The 20,558-nt window shown below is 32.9% G+C and carries 11 protein-coding genes; 5 read left to right on the top strand and 6 right to left on the bottom strand.

The features are described from left to right. The first annotated feature begins 200 nt into the window (after positions 1–200). The 4 genes from ACE193_RS19550 to ACE193_RS19535 all read left to right on the top strand — a co-directional run bounded on the left by ACE193_RS19550 (position 201) and on the right by ACE193_RS19535 (position 6,261). Positions 201–836, top strand: a complete 636-nt coding sequence (locus ACE193_RS19550; RefSeq protein WP_375559899.1) for a rhomboid family intramembrane serine protease — start codon at positions 201–203, stop codon at positions 834–836. A 142-nt stretch (positions 837–978) separates the two neighbouring features. Beyond that, on the top strand, positions 979–2,103 hold the full coding sequence (locus ACE193_RS19545) for an AI-2E family transporter (protein ID WP_375559898.1): 1,125 nt from the start codon (positions 979–981) through the stop codon (positions 2,101–2,103). Positions 2,104–2,951: 848 nt separating this feature from the next. Beyond that, positions 2,952–4,760: a DEAD/DEAH box helicase gene (locus tag ACE193_RS19540; protein ID WP_375559897.1), complete on the top strand. Its 1,809-nt coding sequence runs from the start codon at positions 2,952–2,954 to the stop codon at positions 4,758–4,760. A 418-nt stretch (positions 4,761–5,178) separates the two neighbouring features. Beyond that, positions 5,179–6,261 carry a transposase gene (locus ACE193_RS19535; RefSeq protein WP_375558860.1) on the top strand — a complete coding sequence of 361 codons (1,083 nt, stop codon included), beginning with the start codon at positions 5,179–5,181 and terminating at the stop codon, positions 6,259–6,261. Between the two features lie 134 nt (positions 6,262–6,395). On the opposite strand, the gene ACE193_RS19530 is transcribed toward ACE193_RS19535, so the two are convergent. The 5 genes from ACE193_RS19530 to rplU all read right to left on the bottom strand — a co-directional run bounded on the left by ACE193_RS19530 (position 6,396) and on the right by rplU (position 9,531). Next, complete coding sequence (locus tag ACE193_RS19530; RefSeq protein ID WP_375559896.1) at positions 6,396–6,866, bottom strand: hypothetical protein; 471 nt, start codon at positions 6,864–6,866, stop codon at positions 6,396–6,398. 89 nt (positions 6,867–6,955) lie between these two features. Then, positions 6,956–7,807: a hypothetical protein gene (locus ACE193_RS19525; protein WP_375559895.1), complete on the bottom strand. Its 852-nt coding sequence runs from the start codon at positions 7,805–7,807 to the stop codon at positions 6,956–6,958. A 42-nt stretch (positions 7,808–7,849) separates the two neighbouring features. Beyond that, positions 7,850–8,650 carry a M15 family metallopeptidase gene (locus tag ACE193_RS19520; protein WP_375559894.1) on the bottom strand — a complete coding sequence of 267 codons (801 nt, stop codon included), beginning with the start codon at positions 8,648–8,650 and terminating at the stop codon, positions 7,850–7,852. 193 nt (positions 8,651–8,843) lie between these two features. Next, positions 8,844–9,116 carry a 50S ribosomal protein L27 gene (gene rpmA / locus ACE193_RS19515; protein ID WP_375559893.1) on the bottom strand — a complete coding sequence of 91 codons (273 nt, stop codon included), beginning with the start codon at positions 9,114–9,116 and terminating at the stop codon, positions 8,844–8,846. A gap of 103 nt (positions 9,117–9,219) precedes the next feature. Beyond that, the gene (rplU, locus tag ACE193_RS19510; RefSeq protein WP_375559892.1) at positions 9,220–9,531 is read right to left on the bottom strand and encodes a 50S ribosomal protein L21; all 312 of its coding nucleotides are present in this window, start codon (positions 9,529–9,531) and stop codon (positions 9,220–9,222) included. A 426-nt stretch (positions 9,532–9,957) separates the two neighbouring features. Between rplU and ACE193_RS19505 the strand changes: the two genes are divergently transcribed. Beyond that, entirely contained in the window at positions 9,958–11,289 is a 1,332-nt protein-coding gene (locus ACE193_RS19505) for a citrate synthase (RefSeq protein WP_375559891.1), read from the top strand. A 356-nt stretch (positions 11,290–11,645) separates the two neighbouring features. Here the strand turns inward: ACE193_RS19505 and ACE193_RS19500 are convergent, their stop codons facing one another. Beyond that, complete coding sequence (locus tag ACE193_RS19500) at positions 11,646–20,549, bottom strand: gliding motility-associated C-terminal domain-containing protein (protein ID WP_375559890.1); 8,904 nt, start codon at positions 20,547–20,549, stop codon at positions 11,646–11,648. Positions 20,550–20,558: the final 9 nt, after the last annotated feature.

The raw sequence follows: 20,558 nt of genomic DNA, 5'->3' as shown, positions 1-20,558 counted from the left end.
TTTACTTAACGTGTTCTTTCTAAGAGTGTTTCGTTTATACATTGTTTTATTTTATTTAATTCTATGTCAAGAAATTGAATTTTATAAATTCCCTTAAAAATCATTTAAAATCATTCTTTTTTTAGCTAAATCAGTGTTTTTTTCGTTAGTTTATTTACTTAGCCCCTTTTATTTAGCATTCACTTCAAAATTTATATATAATGGTATTTTCAGTTTCTTTAGCTATTTTAGTTATCACAATTATTATCAGTGTTTTAGGATTTAATAACCCAGAGTTACAAGCTAAGTTATTACATAATCCTTTTTTGGCTAATAAAAATAAACAGTATTATCGTCTTCTTTCATCAGGTTTTATTCATAATGGTTTGTCACATTTGGGTTTTAATATGCTTACTTTTTTCTTTTTTGGAGGTGTTGTAGAACAAGTTTATGTGAAAAATTATGGAGATATTTTGGGTTCAGCTATCTTTTTAGGAGTTTATTTAGTAGCAATTATTATTTCTGATTTGCCTTCTTTTTTCAAATACAAAGATATGCCTGCATATAGTTCTTTGGGTGCTTCTGGAGGAGTTTCAGCGATTGTTTTTGCTTCTATTTTGTTTCAACCTACTGAAAGAATATTTTTATTATTAATTCCGATTCCAATTCCTGCTTTTATTTTAGGAGCTTTATATGTGATTTATTCGTATTATCAAAGCAAAAACTCATCTGATAATATTAATCATTCGGCTCACTTATACGGTGCTATTACTGGTTTTGTGGTTAGTGCAACACTTATTCCGAGTGCTATCCCTAATTTTTTCGAACAATTATCTCATTATCGTTTGCCTTTTTAGAATAGAAATTCTTGTTTTATAATTTATTTCATCAACATAAAAAGCAAAATTTAGTTATCTGATTAGACTTTGCTTTTTTTGAGTAAATTCTTATTTTTATGTTACCTTTTTAGGAATATCATTTTTTAACCTTTATTTTTTTATGGACAATAATCTACAATTTACTAAACTTCCATTTTCGGTAAAGACAGCATTTTATATTATTGCTTTCTTGGTACTTTTTGTTTTTGCCATTGTAGAAGCTAAAGGTCTTTTAATTCCTTTTACATATTCGGTCTTGATTTCTTTTATTCTGTATCCAATGTGTCGCTTTTTTGAGAGAAAGGGAGTGCCTCGTATTTTTAGTATTTTACTTTGCTTTTTTATTGTTGTGGCAGGTTTGTTTGGTTTATTTTATTTCTTTTCTACTCAAGTGGTCAGTATTGTAAGTGAATTTGAGAATTTTAGAGAAAAGTTATTAAATTTAGTTCATCAAGGCATTGAGCAATACAATAAAGTTGTTCCCAATGCAAAACTAGATGACGAGAGTCTTCTCAATCAATCTAAAAAATGGCTCTCTAGTTCTGGTAGTTCTCTTCTTTCGGGTACACTCAACCAAACGAGTAATTTTTTCTCAGGATTAATACTTATTCCTATTTATGTTTTCTTGTTGTTATTATATCGTACAGGCATTCAAAAAGTAGCATTGCGTTTTGTGCATCAAGATTATCGTCTTGCATTCAGACATTTATTACAAGATGTACAACAGGTAGGACAAAAATATATTGGAGGATTGATTACTATTATTTTTATTATTGGTCTGTTGGATAGTGTTGCTCTTTGGATTATTGGTCTTGATTCTCCTTTCTTTTTTGGTTTTTTGGCTGCTTGTTTGGCAATTATTCCTTATATCGGAACAGGAATTGGTGCGCTTTTGCCTGCCTTGTATGCACTAATGAATCATAGTCCAACAACAGCTTTGTATGTATTGATTGCTTTTTGGGCAGTTCAGTTTTTGGAAGGAAATTTTCTTACTCCCAAAATTATTGGTGGAGAGGTAAGTCTGAATCCTTTAGCTGCTATTTTATCTTTGATTGCAGGTGGTTTTGTTTGGGGATTATCTGGAATGGTTTTGTTTATTCCTTTAGCTGCAATTATGAAAATTGTTTGTCAGAATTATAAAGAACTAGAACCTATTGCTGGATTGATGGGCGATGAGATTACGCAAGGAAATGAAACTGTAAGTAATGAACCTAAGACTCCTTTTTGGAAAAAATTGTTTAGATAATTTTATTCTTACAAACCAGTTATACTCATACGCTTTTGGTTTTCGAATAAAGTAAACCTGTCGTACACTTTAACTTTGAAGGTGTACTGATAGGAGACAGTTTCGAAATCTAATTACGGAGGAGTATAAAAACACTCTACAAAATATTTCTGCAATAAATTAGGTTTATAAAAAAACAATTCTTACCTTTGCAACTCGTTAAAGAAAGCCATAGGAAAAAGCCTAAGCTACTGCGTTTGTTTGAGTTTTAAATAATGAGAATTATAAATTTTATACTATAAGTTTATTAATACTATCATTAAAATCAAAACTTAAATATTGAAATATAGAAAACTTTGATTTAAAAGTACGTTTGAGAATTGTGAATTATTAATGGTAAATTATTAATTTGTAGTTTGAAAAAATACGTACCTCTTTTCTGTTCACTACATACGAAGCCTTTGTTGAGTTAGCTTGCGTTGTGAAATTTAGTTGTATTATCATAAAATGATTAAACTAAATTTCAAATCACAAAACAAACCGTTCAACGCCTCCCACAAAAGCTTCTCACTTAGCACAAGCCTCAAAGTCATCTAGGTTTCGTCTTTTTGCTCTTATCAACACTTGATACACTACCGTATTTGTTTACTAAAAATAGAATCTTAAAATAAATTTTGATAAAATAAAATTCTGCATACATACCATTGTAGCTTTTATTTATTGTCTTTTGTTTTCTAATTTTTTATCTAATTAGTTTTGCAAATCATTTTGATTATCTAAATTGATACACACTCTGACCGTCTGCTTATTAGTTTTTCTGAGTTGCTTTCTAAAATTATTTTATACCCTATAATTTATATATTTTCTATATGGAAAATTTGAAAGAAACAACAAAGACAACTGAATCAACTGAAGTAACATTGAAGTTTTCAGACATGAATCTGTCTGATGAAGTAAAACGTGCCGTTGAAACAATGGGATTTGAATCTCCATCACCAATTCAAGCAGAAGCAATTCCTCATTTATTAGAAGGAAAAGATGTAATCGGACAAGCACAAACAGGAACAGGAAAAACGGCTGCATTTGGTATTCCTCTTATTGAAAGAATCATCAAAGCAAACGAAAACAGCGAATTTGACAGAAACTCAAGATTACCAAAAGGCATCATTTTGTGTCCTACTCGTGAACTTGCTGTTCAGGTAGCAGGAGAATTAGAAAAATTAGCAAAATACCGTAAAGATATTTTTGTAACAGCTATTTATGGTGGCGAATCTATCGAAAAACAAATTCGTAACCTTAAAAGAGGCGTTCAAATTGTAGTAGGAACACCAGGAAGAACGATTGACCATATCAAAAGAGGAACTTTAAAGCTAGAAGAAATTACAAATATAATTTTGGATGAAGCTGATGAGATGCTTAATATGGGCTTTAAAGAAGATATTGAATTGATTTTGGAGCAAATCACAACAGAACACCAAACCGTTCTTTTCTCAGCTACAATGCCAAAACCAATTCTTCAAATTGCTAAAAAATACCAAAACAATCCAGAAATTGTAAAAGTAATAAGCAAGGAACTTACAAGTGATAATATCGAACAATCATTCTTACCAATCAATCCAAATTATAAAACTGATGTTTTAGTTCGTTTGTTGGCTTATAATGGCTGGGAATCAATGCTTATTTTCTGTAATACAAAACAAAGAACTGATGAAGTAGCCGAAACGCTTATTCAAAAAGGATATGCAGCAGAAGCATTGCACGGAGATTTGGCACAACACCAACGTAATTTGGTAATGAATAAATTCCGTCATGGTCGTGTTCAGATTTTGGTAGCGACAGATGTTGCAGCCCGTGGAATTGATGTTGATAATGTAGAAGCTGTTATTAATTATGATGTGCCTTTAGACCCAGAATATTATGTTCACCGTATTGGTCGTACAGGTCGTGCTGGTAATAAAGGTGTTTCGATTACATTTATTTCTGGTCGTAGAGAAGTATATCGTTTGAATGATATTGAGCGTTATTCTAAGTCTAAAATTTCTCAAGGAACAATTCCTACTCAACAAGAAGTGTTGGCTAAGAAACAATTACGTTTCATGGAAAACCTAAAAGCAACTATCAATGATGAGAAAAAAGCTGAAGAGTTAGAAAGCTATACAGCTCTTATTGAAATGTTGGAAATAGAAGGAATTACTCCAAAACAAGTAGCTGCTGCTGTTTTGAGCCTTCAATTATCAAACAAACCAACTGATCGTCTTACAGAAGCTGAAATCTGGGATACTAGAGATAGAAGAAGAGATGGACGTGGTGGACGTGATAGAGGAGGAAGAAATGACCGTAGAGGTGGACGTAATGATAGAGGAAGTCGTAACTCTTCTCGTCGTGATGATAGAGGTGGAAGAGACAGAGGAAGCCGTCCTTCTTACAAAGACCGTGGCGACCGTGGTACTATGATTCGTTTGCGTATTGATTTAGGAGCAACTGAAAATGTACGTAAAGGTGATATTTTGGGAGCTATTGCAGGAGAAACAGGAATGCGTGGCGACAAAATTGGTGCTATTCGTGTAAATGAAAAAGAATCTTTTGTAGAAGTACCACAATCTGATGTTGATAATGTAATCAGAGTAATGAACAAATCTAAAATAAAAGGTAAAAAAGTTGAGTTTGAAAAAGCATAAACTTTAGTTTTAAAGTCGTTGGTAAGGACATCATAGCCGTAAGGCTATTGAGAAATTTTGTTCTCTACTCCGTTAGGAGTTTCATATTGGTAGATAAAAACAGAAAAATTAAAAATCATTTACTCCGTAGGAGTTGTATATTGGTCGCATTTTATATTAAAAATCTTGAAATCCTACCAATATGTAGTTCCTAACGGAACAGAATACACTCTTTCTTTCTTATTTTTACTACCAATATAAAGTTCCTACGGAACAGAAAGACAAATAAATTTGTAACCTTACGGCTATGGTGAGGACACTGACAATGGCTAGACCTTTATAATATATTAAAAATCCATTTTTCTAATGGTTCTTTATGATTTTAGTTGCAAATGTTTAAATTAGCATTTATTTTCTCTTTATTACAAATATCATTTTTATGGATAGTGTAATTGTTTTTGATGAATTATTACATATTGTCGCTCCTTTTCATATTCGTCAAATTGATAAAGATGAATTAGCCAAAAAGGTTCATGTTTATGTTGAAGTTTGTTCTACTTACCGTCCTTCTGCTTTTGAAGACTGGCGTATTCATAGCTATAAAGATAGAGAGTGGGAGCATTTAAATATTTTTGAATATCGCTGTTTTATTCATTGTAAACTACCTATTTATCAAAACAAAATTACTAAAGAAACTTCTCAACTTAAAGTAGATTTTTCTAGAGAGTTTTCTCGTTTTACTCTACTTTATGAGCAAAAAGTAATGGATTTACTAAAAATATATCATTGTTTTCAAAAAGTAGCTAAACAACTAGGTATTTATACACAGCGAGTGGAACACATTTATCACTATTATACGCAAGACTTAAATGAAAATCCACCTCTAGGAGCAGTTAGAAAAATAGGAGCAGATGAAACTTCTACTAAAAAAGGACATGATTATATCACTTCTTTTATAGATATGGAAACTTCAAAAATAATTGCAATAGAAGATGGGAAATCAGGGGCTACTTTTGAGCAATTAGCTCTACACCATCCTAATCCTAATACAGTAAAGGAGATTTCTATTGATATGTCTCCTGCTTTCATTAGTGCAGCCAATGAATATTTTCCAAATGCAGCTCTTACTTTTGATAAATGGCATGTAATTAAGTTATTATACAAACACTTAGAAAAGTTAAAGAAAACACCAATTTATGATAGTCTAGTACTTAGTATGGAAAAACTTGAAAGTTTTTACGAGAACAAATCAATAGAAGAAGCCAAAGCACAATTACTGTTTATGGCTGATTTTGCAGAAGAAATAAAACCCAAAAATCCATTCACAAAGACAATATATCGTCATTTTGAAGGTATTATAAATTACTTTTCTTCTAAACTAACAAATGGTATTTTAGAGGGAATTAATTCAACTATACAGGTAATTAAAAGAGTAGCTAGAGGATTTAGATACACTCATAATTTCAAGAAAATGATACGATTTATTTTTAGTGATAAAGTGTATTTGCAACCGAATTCATAAAGAACCTTTCTAATTTAGTTTAGAGAAGTGGATTTTTTGTTTTATTAAATGTAAAGCAAAAAAATAAGTGACACAAAAAAATGTATCACTTACTTAAAGTTTTTTTCAAATAGAATAGACTTTCTTTTGGCTACTTATTCAGCTTGAATACTTTTCATAATTTCGATAGCTGCATCAGCATTATTATGAACAATCGTAACAATAAAATTAAGTTCGCCATTTGGGTCTAACATACAAGCAAAAAAAGTAGGTACTCCTTCAATTTCACCTTCTGCATACAAACCAGAAAAGCCATTGAACTCAATCTCATCAGCATCTTCTACATCCATTCCAGATGCAGCAGCCATTTCGATAAGAGCTTCTTTCAAGTTGTCTTCTGTAAGACTTGCATCATTAATTGGATAGATTCCAAAAAGATGAATTTGAGCTTTATCAGATTTTCCTTCAAATTTTTCATCTGTATTTGCAGTTTCAGAAAAACCAGCAGGAACAGTGAATGAAAGACCATAACTTTCCCAACTATAATCAGTTTGCGCTTGTGCAGTACCAAAAATAAATAAAGAAAGTACAAAAAATACAGCCGTAGAAAAAACGTTTTTTGACATAAATTTAGTAAAATTAAAAGGTTAAAGCACCTTACTTTTCTAGTCAAATTATATGCTAATTTTTTGTAAAATAGAGTTATGCACATTATTTATTTTTTAGCGTTCATTTTCCATTCTTCTCGTGCTGTTTTTGAAATAAGTATTAAAGCAATAAACAGAGGTATAAAAGCTAAACCTATAATAGAAGTTGATTCTAACCAACTTATTATACGATAATTTGTATAGTCTTCATTCAATAGGTCAGTACATACAAAAAGCTCTATTACTATAAAAGCTACTATTAAAGTTAAAGCTATAATCCAACTGGCGACTTTAGGAAATTTCCACAGAACAACAGCAAATATGAGAATGACAAAACCAAAAAGCAAAAATATTAAACTTATATCTTTGTAATGATTAAGATTTGCATTAATAGAAGAAATAATAGCTGTTATGGTTATAATCATAAAAGCCAATGAAAAAACTCTATGAATGCGTAAAAAATAGGATTCACTTTCTTTAGTTTTTGCACCAATTTCAAATTCATCTAAGATAGTATTATTATCTTTTTTTAAGAAAGAGAACTCAGAAAAATGAGGGTGTATTCCAAGGCAAATTAAAGTAAATAAAATAACAAAAATACCTGTTATACTTAAAATAATATCCATATTAGAATGAAAAGGATCAAGTAACACATAGACAAAAGCAGCAAACACATAATAAATTATACATAATATCCATGTTTTTCTATAAAATAAGCAGGATACTACACTTATAAAAAAAGGTAAAGTGACTAAAAAGACATATTTATTGTTATTTATTATCAAATCTTCTGCTACTATCTTGCTTTGATTCCAAGTATTCCAGAGAGTTATAAAACTTCTCTCATTGAGAAGTAACAAGAAAAATCCCACACAAAAGTAAAACCCCAAAACTAAATTTCTAAAAGTAATTGATTTCATAGTTTACTTAAATTTAAAATATGATTTTTAGTAAGAATTCTTCTACTGTTCACAAGGCAAAGGCGTATCCGAAACAGGGTATTTTATTTTAAAATTATAATGCCACCATTCATTTGAGATAGATGAAAAGCCTACACTTGCCATAATCGTTTTGAGTAATTGTCTGTTTTTTAAGATTTCCTCTTTTGTGTCACTAGAAAAATCTGTAAAAGTATGATGGGCTTCTTTTCCAAAAAAATCATAACCTGTTCCCATATTTAATTCATTTCCATCTGCATCAACCAATGTCATATCAACGGCACATCCTTTATTATGATTTGAGCCTTTTCTTGGATTAGCAACATAATTTTTATTTGTTGTTGTATTCCACAAAATCCATTGAACAGACAGAGGACGATAACCATCATAGATTTTGATTCTATATCCTTTTTCTTTAAATTTTTGGTGTGCTTCAAAAAGTGCTTCTGCTGCTACTTTTCTCAAAAGAGCTTTCGCACAAGGATAAACTTTTTGCTTCATAAAATTATCTTCAGTAGCGTACCTAATATCTAAAACTAAACTAGAGTCATATTTGATAAGTTCGACCATTGCAGAATCTTCTAGTTTCTCAAAATAGGCTTTTTTCTCTGCTTCTTGTTTTGCTTGTAATTGCTTTTGAAGTTCTATTTGTTTCAAAGAATCTTTTATAAATTCTGTTTTTTCATCTTCTACTTTTTTGATAGAATCTTGAACTAATTTTTCAGCTTGTTCACTAGCTTCTAATTTTTTAGAATCTTGATTAGAACAACTAGACAGCCAAAAAGTAAATAAAACAGATAGAATAAAATAAGAGATATTTTTCATTTTATTTGTGAAGTAATTTTGAATAAGTTTTTTTTGATTGATAATGGAAAATTACAAAAAATAATAGTAAATATAATTCAAAAAGGCATTATCAATCGATTGCACAAAAAAACCTATACCATTTCTAGTATAGGTTTTTTTATTTCATTTTTTGAGAATTTAGTAAAACTCAATCAAAAAAAGAAAGAATAATTTATGCTTCGGCAGTTTCTGTTTTAGGAACTACTGAAACGAAAGAACGTTTTTTGTATCCTTTATTAAACTGTACTTCTCCATCAATAAGAGCAAAAATAGTATGGTCTTTACCAATTCCTACATTATTTCCTGGGTGGAATTTTGTTCCACGCTGACGGATGATGATGCTACCTGGTTTGGCAATTTGCCCTCCCCAAATTTTTACACCAAGACGTTTACTTTCCGAATCACGTCCATTTCGTGAACTACCGACACCTTTCTTGTGAGCCATATCTGTATTGTTTTAAAGTTTTGGATTTTATTTTTTCTTAAAAGCCTATTCTAATAAAAGCTAATTAGACAAAATAAAAAAAATGTGAATAAATAAATTAAAACTAAATTAGAATGTCTTTAATCAAGACTTTAGTGAATTGCTGACGGTGTCCGTTTTTTGTTTTATAGCCTTTACGACGTTTTTTCTTAAAAACGATTACTTTGTCGCCTTTTACTTGAGCAAGAACTTCTCCACTCACTGAAGCCCCAGAGATTTGAGGCTCGCCAATACTAACAGTGCCGTTATCTTCCACCAAAAGAACTTTGTCAAAAGTTACTTCATCACCTTCATTACCTTGAAGACGGTGTGTATAGATAAAACGATCTTTTTCAACCTTGAACTGTTGTCCGGCTATTTCTACGATTGCGTACATGAGATAAACTTTGTTTAAATTACAAATAGAGTGCAAACCTAAGTCTTTTTATTGACAATTCCAAAGATAACAAGGTAAATATCACAATAAAAAACAAAATTTGTATTGAACAAATACCTATCTTATTTTAGCATAAAAATAAAACAATTAGCCCTCAAAAAACCTTTTTAAATAAAACTTGTTTGAATAAACTATCCTCTTTTACAATTTAACTTTAATTCTCTAATTAGTTTATTATTTTTAGCTACAAAGGCAATTCAAACTTGTTTTTGTGCCTTTTTTTTGGTTAAATTGTGAACTTATTCAAAAAACTGTAAAAACAACTTATTTTATCTTACTTAAAAAAATATTTTGTACGACAAACAAACTTAAATTAAGTAAGAATATTTTTAGAACACAACTTTCAGAACAAACCCTATATTACGCATGTCACAGAACGGAAAGACAATTAAGCTCAACTACGAAGGAAAAGAATTTGAATTACCTCTTATTGAAGGAACAGAAGGAGAAGTAGGTATAGATATTGGTACATTGAGATCTGCAACAGGACTCGTTACGCTTGACCCAGGTTATAAAAATACAGGCTCAACGACAAGTGCAATTACGTTTTTAGATGGTGAGAAAGGTATTTTGCGTTATCGTGGTTATAATATTGAAGAATTAGCAGAAAAAGCAAGTTTCTTAGAAGTGGCTTATCTTATCATTTTTGGAGAACTTCCAGATCAAGCTTCACTCACAAAATTCCAAAATGATGTAACTAATCATACGCTTATTCATGAAGATATGCGTAAAATATTTGATGGCTTCCCAACGACTTCGCATCCGATGGTTGTTTTGTCTTCACTTATTTCGGTTTTGAGTACTTTCTATCCTGAATCAATGAAATCGAATCGTTCGCAGGAAGAAGTATATATGTCTATCGTTCGTTTGATTGCTAAAGTTCCAACTATTGCTGCTTGGTCTTACAAAAACGAGATGGGACACCCAGTAAATTACCCAGATAATAGCTTAAATTATGGCGCACGTTTCTTAAAAATGATGTTTGCTTTACCTACACAAGAGTACGAAATTGACCCTGTAATGGTAAGCGCATTGAACAAGATTTTGATTCTTCATGCAGATCACGAGCAGAACTGTTCTACTTCAACAATTCGTATTGTAGGTTCTTCATTAGCTAATATTTATGCTTCTGTTGCTTCTGCTACCAATGCTTTGAGTGGACCTTTGCATGGTGGAGCAAATCAACAAGTAATCGAAATGTTGGAAGCTATTCATAGTAGTGGTGCAACGATTGAAGATTTTATGGACAAAGTTAAAAATCGTGAAATGCGTTTGATGGGATTCGGACACCGTGTTTATAAGAATTTTGACCCAAGAGCTAAAATCTTGAAAAAAGCATGTGATGAGATTTTGGGTAAAATGGGAATTGAAGATCCATTATTAGAAATAGCTAAGAAATTAGAAAAAATTGCATTGGAAGATGAGTTCTTTATTGAAAGAAAATTATATCCAAATGTAGATTTTTATTCTGGAATTATTTATCGTGCCATGAATTTACCTACTGATATGTTTACAGTAATGTTTGCCATGGGACGTTTGCCAGGTTGGATTGCTCAATGGAAAGAAATGTTGGAAATGAAACACCCTATCGGTCGCCCTCGTCAGATTTATGTTGGTGAAAATGAAAGAAGTTTTGTACCTATGTCTGACCGTAAAAAGGTAGATCACGCTGATATTATTCAAGAAGATTTTGTTTAATCTCTAATATAATTTCAAACAGAACATAGTCATTCTGATAATCCATTTTTCTAAAATAAATTTAGAAAAATGGATTTTTTTTATTTCTCTATTTTGCTATAATATTGAAGTTGTTTAAGAATGAGTTTTGTGTGTACTTTTATTGGTGTCACTACGCTAAAACACCAATAAAGGCTGGGTTATCCAACGTACTAACAAATGAGATTACACCAACTCATTTGCAGAGCAGTTATAAAAAGAATGTTTTCAGTTCACGTTATTTTTATGTAACAACATAATTTTGAACAACAAAAAGCCTATTCAATCATTACGAATGAATAGGCTTTTAATTTTTATACGTTATTTATGAATAATCATTATCTAACAATCATAAACGAACCTGTTTTTTGAATTTGCTTCGTAGAACCACTAAATGGATCTGTATAACGAATAATCCAAATATAAGCTCCTGTTGGAACATTTTTGCCTTTGTGTGTTCCATCCCAAAAATCTTGAGGTTCTAAATCTTCCATATCTTCTGCACGAACTTCATAAATTACCTCACTCCAACGATTGAAGATTTGCATTTCGAAATTTTTGATGTGCTTACCAAATATCTCAAAATTATCATTCAAGTTATCATTATTTGGTGTAAAGGCTTCAGGAATGAAAATACGTGGCTGACAAAGTTCGGCTACAAAAGTGCTATCATTGGTTTCACATTCTGTATCATAACGAGCAATGACACGCAAACGATAATTTCCACCAGCATCAATTTCTAAAGAATCTCTATTTCCTAGATATTGTCCTGTCGAATCTGTCCAAACATATAAATAAGTTGTTGTAGAATCTTTATTCAAGAGTTTAGAACGTAAGATATGCGTTTCTCCTCTCTCAAAACGGTCTTCTACACCAAGCTCAAAACAAAGTGTTGTGTCAGAAACTAACTCTAATACTGGTTTTTCTTTGACTTGTACTTCAGTCGTTCTTGTAAAGAAACAATCATCGATATTTACCTCTACTGTATATGTTCCAGATTCTCCAACAGTAATAAACGATGTTGTATCACCAGTTTCTGTCCAGAAATAACTTACACGAGTATTAGCAGCCGAATCAGCAAAATTTAGAGTATCTCCAATCATTACTGTTTCATTTTCACAGACTTGTAAAAGCTCTGGTAACTCAAATGTTGGTGTTACATAAACATGAACTGTATCTACATTCTGACAACCATTCGAATCTGTACCCATCACAATATAATTAGTCGGAACTTTCGGACTAACTGTAATTGTATCAAAAGCAGTTGGGTCATTCAACCAAACATAACTTTCACCACCAGAAGGGTAAAGCGTAATTGAATCATCAGCACAAATACTGACTGTATCAACTGTGTGTGCTTTAATGGTTGGTAATGGATTTACATAAATAATAGCTGTATCTCCTGTATTTTGACATTCATTCAAATATCCACCTGTTACAATAAAGGTATGATAACCAACTGTGTCTAGTTTTACAGTAATCTGACTTATGCTATCCAATGCAGTAGTATCTCCTACTTTTCTCCAAAGATATGAAGTTGCGCCTCTTGCATTCAACGTAACAGAATCTCCAAGACAAACCTCAGTTCGGTAAGTAGAATCAATCGTAATAGCAGAAGAACGATTAAACTTAACCAATACTCTATCCGTAGAATCACAACCTGTAAGCGAATCATAAACTGTCAAGACAATATGGAAAGGCTCATACGAAATAGGTTGAATTTCATTGAATGAAATACTCAAAATAGAATCATTCGAAAGAACTAAATTATTTTCTTCGTGTGTCCAAATATATCTTGTCAAAGCAGGATTATCAGGTAAGAAAGCATTTATTTCTAATTGCTCATTTTCACACAAACGAATTTCATCTTCCTCTATATTTGCAACTGCTTTTCTATTGACACGAATTCGTATTGTATCACTAATTGCTCCACACGGAGTAGAAGAATCAAAATAGGCTTTAAGTACATATACAAATTCGCCTACTGAATCAGGTGTTACAGTTACGTTTGTAGTTGTTGCAAAAGAAGCTGTTTCAGGCAGTCTTATCCATTCAAATTGATTTCCAAAACTTTCTCCTCCTTGTAACACAACACTTTCTCCGATACAAATAACTGAATCAGAAGCTGTTATTCTAGCGATTGGTTTTCTTCTAAAACGAACATTTACAGTATCAGTAGAAAAACACTCACCATCCGGGTCTGTTACTTTTACTTCAAAACGTTGAGAAGTAAAACTCTCTGTTGTATTATAAGTAATATTAATTTTTGAATTTGTCGTAATCACTTGATTTCCTTCTAACCAACTCCAACGATAGGTATAATCATCGTCGTGGATTGGGTCAAAGGCATCTAACACCAAAGAATCTCCTTGACAAAGTGTTGTTGTATCACCTGTTCCTGTGTTTGGAAGAGTAAGAGAAATAGCAGGACGAACAAATACTTCTACTGATTTGGTTACAGAACAGTTTGCTATGGTGCTTGTGTCTGTTACAGTTACAGTATAAATACCACTTACATCAACGATAGCTCTTCGGTTAGAATCACTTAAGGTAACAATTCCGTTTCCTTGCCAATCGATAATCATATTTCGAAGATTTGTTGCTTCTATTCGCAATGTATCTTGTTCTCCACAAGCATAATTATCATGTCCTAAGATTTGGAAATCAGGGTCGGCTGTGAAGTTTACACGAATAGTATCTCTAGCTTCACATCCTCTTGGGTCTATGGCAGTTACTCGGTAAATACCCTCTTCTGTTGCATCATAAACAGAATCTGTTCCTATGATAGTTGCATTATCATTTTCTCTGTACCATTCATACGTAGTTCCATTTTGATGAGAAATATCAGAACCAACTAAACGATATGGCAAACTTGAAGGATTACAAACAAATACATCAGGACCTAAATCTACATCAAGTGTATCATAATTAGTAACAGAAACAATATTACTAGAATCACTACAACCAGTAGCAAGATTAGTAACAATTACAAAATACGTTCCTTGCATAGAAACATATAATGAGTCATTTCCATTTCCTACCGTAACAATATCGCCATCATCTTTTATTCTTCTCCAATCATAAATAAATGACCCATCTAAAGTAGCTACCAAAGGTGTAATATCATCAACACATTTAATTCTATCTACTCCCAAATCAACAACTGGTAGAGGATGAACAATAAAAGTAATGGTATCACTATTTGCAGCACAACCATTGGCAGTAGCAAAACCTTTTGCATAGATTTCATACGTACCTGCGTCAAGTGTATTTGCTTGAATAGTATAAGGATTAGATGTAGAAACAGGCAAACCATTAATATAATATTGATGATTTAATCCTCCTACTACTTCAAAAGTAGCAGGTTCATCAATACAAAAAGCTGTATCATACTCTACCCACTGTACTACTGGAGGATGCACCGTCGTAACAACTGCTTCATCTGTTGTAACTGTTCCACTACAATATCTATCTGTGATAGAAAGAGCTTGATAAGTATTTGTATTGGTATTAATTGTAAATGTTTGAGGACTTGCACTTCCAATAGCTCCTACAATTTCAGTTTCTACTCGTGAAACATTGAATGTATCTGTTACTTGGTAAGTAAGCGTTGCTGGGAAGTTTCCTGTAATGGTAAAAGTTACATCGGTAGGTTCGTTTGCACAAACTGTCGCTGTTCCTGCTACTGTTGCTGTTGGTTCAGGATAAATAATTACAGTAGCTGTATCTTCTAATGTTTGTGTACAACGTCTGCCAAAACCTTCTATTCGTGTAGCTTGAATGCCATAAATAAAAGTACTTTGTCCTGTGCTAAGTGTTGTTGTTTCAGTTACATCAAAAGTGATTGTAGATAAATCGACTGTTGGAGTTTGAATTTCGCTAGCAACAGGAGTTCCATTTCTTGTTAATTGATATTCAACATCCTGTTCTGTATTCGTTACTGAAATACTAGAAGTTCCTGTTACACAATGAGTCACTGGAGAAGCAGAAACTACTAAAGTAGCCTCATCAATTTCAGGCTCTGCATAAAAACTTACTTCTATTGAGCTTTGAGCTGGACAAGTAGCTCTCGTATCTGTAACCACAACAGTATAAATAGCCGTATTTGTATCTCCTCCTTGAGTAGCAAAATTATCTACATTTTGAGTTTTATTTGTTCCTAATGTAGTTTGTAAAGGATTTGCAGTTGTACCTCTATACCATTGATAAGCATAAAAAGGAGAAGCAGGAGCAGTAACTGTCTGTGCGCCTTCACTTGTACAAAAGCCAAGTTCTGTTACTACATTTCCAGCAAAACTGATATTTGTATCTGGAGAAGGGAAAAATTCTATCGTAATTTCATCAGTTCTACTACAAAGATTAGGATTATCATTACTAATAACCTCTAATATATAAGTAGCTGAACTAGAGAAGTTTGAAACTGGTGTAACAAATGTACTTGTATTACCTACAACACCTACACCTACTTGTGTCCAAACATAAGAAACAGAACCAAAATCAGCATGGGAAGGTAAAGCTCCTTCTAAAGTACGTGCGCCTTCTGAATCACAAAAAGCTAAGTCATTAGGGGCTGGACTTCCAGCAAACTGAATTTCAGCAACTGGATTAGCTGGGAAGTTTACTGTAATTGTTGTCGTACTTTGACAAACTGTTGGATTACTCTCATCCCTAACAATTAATTCATAATCAATAGAAGCAGCAATATTTGTAGGATTAGAAACACTTATTTGAGGAGTATTTCCTAATGGAACTCCATTTGTAATATCTGTCCATTCATAAGTTGCTGTTCCTAGACCTGCATGACTTGGATGAACACCATCTAAAGTTTGTGCGCCATCATCAAAACAGAAATCTAAACTTCCTCCATTTGGAACGGCTATTCCGTCGTGAGAAATTTCTGCAACTGGATTTTCAATAAACTGAATCGTTATTTGTGCTGTTCGTTCACACGAAGAAGTCAAATCATCACTTACCAAAAGTTCATACGTAGTAGTTTGTCCAAAATTATCCACATCAAGTGCAGCATTTGTTCCCACAACTGTATTGGTAGTTAAATCTGTCCATTGATAAGTAACTGTCGGAACATCAGCAAGATTTGGAATTGTTCCATCGATAGTCTGAACTCCATCAGAATCACAGAATTGTAAGGTATTTCCTGTTTCAATATTTCCATTAAACGTAATTTCTGCTTTTGGGTTTGGATAGAAATCAACTGTCATTGTTGCTATTTGCTCACAAAAAACAGGGTTTGATTCATCCCTAACAATTAATTCATAATCAATAGAGGCAGCAATATTTGTAGGGTTAGAAATACTTATTTGAGGAGTATTTCCTAATGGAATACCATTTGTAACATCATTCCATTTATAAGTAACTGTTCCTAGACCTGCATGACTTGGATGAACACCATCTAAAATTTGTGCGCCATCATCAAAACAGAAATCTAAACTTCCTCCATTTGGAATGGCTGTTCCGTCGTGAGAAATTTCTGCAACTGGATTTTCAATAAACTGAATCGTTATTTGTGCTGTTCGTTCACACGAAGAAGTCAAATCATCACTTACCAAAAGTTCATACGTAGTAGTTTGTCCAAAATTATCCACATCAAGTGCAGCATTTGTTCCCACAACTGTATTGGTAGTTAAATCTGTCCATTGATAAGTAACTGTCGGAACATCAGCAAGATTTGGAATTGTTCCATCGATAGTCTGAACTCCATCAGAATCACAGAATTGTAAGGTATTTCCTGTTTCAATATTTCCATTAAACGTAATTTCTGCTTTTGGGTTTGGATAGAAATCAACTGTCATTGTTGCTATTTGCTCACAAAAAACAGGGTTTGATTCATCCCTAACAATTAATTCATAATCAATAGAGGCAGCAATATTTGTAGGGTTAGAAATACTTATTTGAGGAGTATTTCCTAATGGAATACCATTTGTAACATCATTCCATTTATAAGTAACTGTTCCTAGACCTGCATGACTTGGATGAACACCATCTAAAATTTGTGCGCCATCATCAAAACAGAAATCTAAACTTCCTCCATTTGGAATGGCTGTTCCGTCGTGAGAAATTTCTGCAACTGGATTTTCAATAAACTGAATCGTTATTTGTGCTGTTCGTTCACACGAAGAAGTCAAATCATCACTTACCAAAAGTTCATACGTAGTAGTTTGTCCAAAATTATCCACATCAAGTGCAGCATTTGTTCCCACAACTGTATTGGTAGTTAAATCTGTCCATTGATAAGTAACTGTCGGAACATCAGCAAGATTTGGAATTGCTCCATCAATGGTCTGAACTCCATCAGAATCACAGAATTGTAAGGTATTTCCTGTTTCAATATTTCCATTAAACGTAATTTCTGCTTCTGGGTTTGGATAGAAATCAACTGTCATTGTTGCAGTTCGTTCACAAAAAACACTATTTGATTCATCTCTGACAATCAACTCATAATCAATAGAAGAAAATGTATTGGTAGGGTTTGAAATATCAATTTGAGGAGTATTTCCTAATGGAATTCCATTTGTAATATCATTCCATTCATAAGTAATTGTCGTGATTCCTGCATGGCTTGGATCTACCCCATCTAAAGTCTGAGTTCCTTCATCAAAACAGAAATCTAAACTTCCTCCATTTGGAACGGCTGTTCCGTCATGAGAAATTGTTGCAACTGGATTTTGAATAAACTTAACTGTTACTGTAGCTAGGTTTTCACACAAAGGAGTTGTTCCTCCATCTGTTACTAAAAGTTCATAATCAGTTGTTGCGTTAAAATTAGCAACACTAAGCGTTGCATTTGTTCCTACAACTGTATTTGTTCCTAAATCTGTCCATTGATAGGTAATATTTGGAAAACTAGCATGGTCAGGCATAATTCCACTTAATATTTGTACACCTAATGTATCACAAAAATCTAAAGTAGTTCCTGTTACATCATTTCCACCAAAATTAACTTGAGCAACTGGATTTGGCGTAAACGTAACTAAGATGGTATCTAATGTCACACAATTTGTTGTATTTGTAGCTTCATTATTAGTTACTTCTAAAATGTATTCATACGTAGTTGCTGCCAAACCCACAGAATTTTCAGTAGTTACTAATGTATTTGTGGATGCACTAAGGATTTGAACTCCATCCCTATACCACTTGAAAGTAGGATTAGTAAAATCTATTGGGTTACGAGGTGTAAGTGTCAGAGGAGCTTCACTATCACAAAGTGTTGTATCTGCTCCAAGACTAAACTTAGGATTTGGATTTACATTTACTCTAGTTGTAGTTGTATTTACAAAATTCTCACAGAAGAAATCTTGTATTTTAGTTACTCTATAAATTCCTGCTGTATCCGTGAAAAATGTGTAAGTATTTGAGTTTATGTTATTTATAGTTGTTATCTGTGGCTGCCCATCCCTACGATAAGTAATTGTGAAAGGCTGTGTTCCAGTCATTGTAACAGTAAGCTCCACACTATCACCAACACAAAGGTTTGCTCCTCCACTAAACTCAGCTGTTGGAAGTGGATGTACAATAACTTCTGGTTCTATATCTAAGAATACTTCACAAGGAGCATCTGCTAATATATTTTTTACTTCTATAAAATATTTCGTAGTTGTATTTATATTAGGAGTAAAAAACGTAATAGGATTACCACTAACACTAAATTTTGGTACGCCAATATTTGCCCCTGGTACACCTGCATTATTTTGACGAAGTTGGTATCTGTATTTTGCTCCTATTTCTGGATTTACTATTTTGACTCTTCCTTGTCCAAAGTTACAAACAGAATCTACTTCAATGGTAAGATTTGTAATTGGCAGAGGTTCGTAAATAATTTTTACGCTATCTGTAAAAACACATATAGAACTAGGGATTCTTATTTCTAATTTATAGAATACCTCAAAAGGAGTTTGGGGAGTGGGAAGTGTTTCAGAAGCTGTATAGGTGGGACTTGTAGCTAATGGAATTGGTGTGTAACTTATTCCATCATCTATACTTCGTAGCCATTGATAGGTTGCATTGGCTGGCTGAGAAATGTCAGAACCATCTAAATCAATAGTAGCATCTTCACAGATTACTTCTTCATCATTTCCTAAATCTACATCAATATCACTCAATACAGTAAGTTGTGCCTGCTCAGTCAAAGTAACTGTACAGGTAGGAGCATTTGTATATCTAGCACGAACTTGTATTATCGAAACTCCTGATGCAAGTCCTGTAAGAGGAAGTTGAATTGTATTTCCATTACCTGCTACCAAGCCACCAAAAGGAGTTCCATCTTGAAGAATCTGATAACTAATATTTGGCTGTGAGTTAACGACTCTAACAAAAGCATTTCCAGTAGAACAAAGTGTACTATCATTTGGAAAAACGGTAAGGTTTGTAGCTGGAGTAGGTTTGATAATAACTTCTATCTCATCTTCATTTTCATTACAACCATTTGCACCCGCAGAAACACTTGTTACAACTACTTTATATACATGAGGAGTAAAAGAAGGTGTATGAGCTTGTACTGTAAAAGTAGCAGTTGTAGAGGCAGCTCCTTGAGAAGCTCCATCTATAAACCACTCATAGCGAGTATCTGCATCATGAGAAGGACGAGTTGCATCAAGTGTAGGAAGTGGATCTGTTTCACAAAGGTCTATGTCTGCTCCTAGATTTACTTCACAGTCATCATTGATAATAGCACAATCTGTTGTACCTGTTCCTGTACCTCCTGGTAAATTTTGTATTGTTAAATCAGCAGGCTGATTACTATAGTTTGTAACTATCATGATATATACTTCACCTGTAGTAGCACCTATTATTTCTGGTAGTTCATTACTTGTAGCGGAGTAACTACAGTCATGAGGATTTAAATTTCCTTGAAAAATCTCATCACAAGCTTCTGTAGGGGTAGTACCAGGAGGAAAAGGTCCCCAAATAGCATAATCTATATCTTCAGAAGGAGTAGAAAAAAGTTGAAGTTGAATATCTCCTCCATTATCTATTTGAAAATAAAACCAAGCTGGGCTAGGAACATCTGCAAGACAACCGTATTCAGGGCCATCAGGTGCTTGTACTCCACCACCAGAAGGAGCTCCAGGAGTAAAACCTGCAGGATAAGTTACTCCCGAAGCTGTACAAAAAGGAGTGGAGTTGGAACATTCAGTGCCTTGTCCATACAAGGAATTACAAGAAGATGTGGTATAAAAGAATGCTGTCATTAAAGCAGCACAAATTAGGTATAAATACTTTTTCATTATATTAAA

The sequence above is a fragment of the Bernardetia aquimarina genome (assembly GCF_042180575.1).
In the GTDB taxonomy this organism is placed as follows: Bacteria; Bacteroidota; Bacteroidia; order Cytophagales; family Bernardetiaceae; genus Bernardetia.
Note: the sequence above shows the minus strand (reverse complement) of the source record. Positions and strands in the feature narration are given on the sequence as shown.